This window comes from Mycobacterium sp., from assembly GCF_039583805.1.
GTDB lineage: Bacteria > Actinomycetota > Actinomycetes > Mycobacteriales > Mycobacteriaceae > Mycobacterium.
Genome location: NZ_JAVKSH010000075.1, coordinates 18,204 through 19,640, shown reverse-complemented (window position 1 = coordinate 19,640; position 1,437 = coordinate 18,204). Strand labels below are relative to the sequence as shown.

Annotated in this window: 2 protein-coding genes and 4 tRNA genes; 4 read left to right on the top strand and 2 right to left on the bottom strand. The window is 64.1% G+C overall.

Annotated features, from left to right (window positions below; translation table 11 throughout):
* Positions 1 to 85 precede the first annotated feature (85 nt).
* Positions 86 to 160: transfer RNA gene (locus ABDW21_RS11545), tRNA-Val, on the bottom strand.
* Between the two features lie 160 nt (positions 161 to 320).
* Here ABDW21_RS11545 and ABDW21_RS11540 point away from each other — a divergent pair.
* From ABDW21_RS11540 to ABDW21_RS11530, 3 genes are all read left to right on the top strand, one after another.
* A tRNA-Gly gene (locus ABDW21_RS11540) sits at positions 321 to 393 on the top strand.
* A 28-nt stretch (positions 394 to 421) separates the two neighbouring features.
* Positions 422 to 495 (top strand) — tRNA-Cys (locus ABDW21_RS11535).
* A gap of 14 nt (positions 496 to 509) precedes the next feature.
* Positions 510 to 584: transfer RNA gene (locus ABDW21_RS11530), tRNA-Val, on the top strand.
* A gap of 230 nt (positions 585 to 814) precedes the next feature.
* Here the strand turns inward: ABDW21_RS11530 and ABDW21_RS11525 are convergent.
* The gene (locus tag ABDW21_RS11525) at positions 815 to 985 is read right to left on the bottom strand and encodes a hypothetical protein (RefSeq protein WP_343710468.1); all 171 of its coding nucleotides are present in this window, start codon (positions 983 to 985) and stop codon (positions 815 to 817) included.
* A 195-nt stretch (positions 986 to 1,180) separates the two neighbouring features.
* Between ABDW21_RS11525 and ABDW21_RS11520 the strand changes: the two genes are divergently transcribed.
* The coding region (locus ABDW21_RS11520; protein ID WP_343710467.1) for a hypothetical protein at positions 1,181 to 1,437 on the top strand (257 nt) is incomplete at its 3' end.

Below are 1,437 nucleotides of genomic sequence, written 5' to 3'. Positions count from 1 at the left end.
TTTGGATACCGTGTCGGTTTGGATACCGTGTCGGTTTGGATACCGTGTCGGCCAGCCCACTACACACTGAGCTGCGAAAACACTTTGGTGGTCCCGACTGGGATCGAACCAGCGACCTTCCGCGTGTGAGGCGGACGCTCTCCCGCTGAGCTACAGGACCGGTGCCGATAGGCGAACGCCGAGGAAGATTAACACGCGTGTGTGGCGCTGCAGAATGCCTTGCACGGCAGGTGCGCCGAACGCCGCGAAGAAATTTGTGCGGTCCGCTCAGGTGGACTATCGTCGTGCTTCGCGACGGGCGACGCTGTCGTCCGTGGCTCGCGGATGTAGCGCAGTTGGTAGCGCATCACCTTGCCAAGGTGAGGGTCGCGGGTTCGAATCCCGTCATCCGCTCGAAGGTGCACATGGCATGAACCCCCGCGGTGGAGTGGCCGAGTGGTGAGGCAACGGCCTGCAAAGCCGTGCACACGGGTTCGATTCCCGTCTCCACCTCCATCTGTTTGCCCCCGGCGCGGTTAGCTCAGCGGGAGAGCGCTTCCCTGACACGGAAGAGGTCGCTGGTTCAATCCCAGTACCGCGCACCAGCGTTTATTCAGCTCAGAACAGGTATTTGGCCCAACGGGTCAGGCTGGTGCCAGATACGGTCCAAATACTTTCGAGCTCCCCCACCCGAGCTGCCGATCCGGCTCACCCCACCGGTAGTTTGAGTACCACGGTCACTGTCGACCGCTAGACCGCTACAACGTTGGGACGAAACGCGCGGCTAATTGCGGTGGACGCCAAATTCTCTGGGACAGAGGGGTTTTGGCATGGTTCAGACGATGTGATAGCCGACCTCTTTTGCGGCGGCTCGTGCGAGGGCGCGGGAGAACACGGCAGTCTCGGGTAGGGAGTCGTCGGCGGCGCTCCACAGCACCACGATGAGGCGGCCGGTCATGGTCGAGGAGGCTTGCAGGCCGTCGAATTCGGGCCACGTTGTGCACATGGCGTGGGCCCAGCGCCGGCAGGTAGAGCGTGGCGCGGCGAGCAGCGCCGCAGAAGCCGTCTTGTCGGTCCCCGAGAGCACAATCTAGGCATGGACGACATCATCACCACCGCCAATGCCACGGCAGCGATCCACCACGAGGTCGAGGCCTGGAGCGAGTCACCCGACGAGGAGCAGGAGTTCTAGGAGAACAGGGTGCCGGTTGCGGCCTCCTGTCGTCACCTGCTGAGCAGGCTCGCCGATGGCCGAGCCTTCGCCGCCGCCATTGCGGCAGTAGCTGTCGCGGCGGTGTCCGTTGCGGCGGTGTCCGTTGCGGCGGTGTCTGTTGCGGCGGTGTCTGTTGCGGCGGTGTCTGTTGCGGCAGCGCTGGCGCTCACACCACACCCCGACAACTACTACACCCTGATGCCGCCGGTCGAAGTGATGCCGGCGCCGACGGCGGCTCCACCGGC

Coding starts and splice junctions, on each gene's coding strand:
- ABDW21_RS11525 (WP_343710468.1), bottom strand. CDS start 985: ATGTGCACAACGTGGCCCGAATTCGACGGCCTGCAAGCCTCCTCGACC.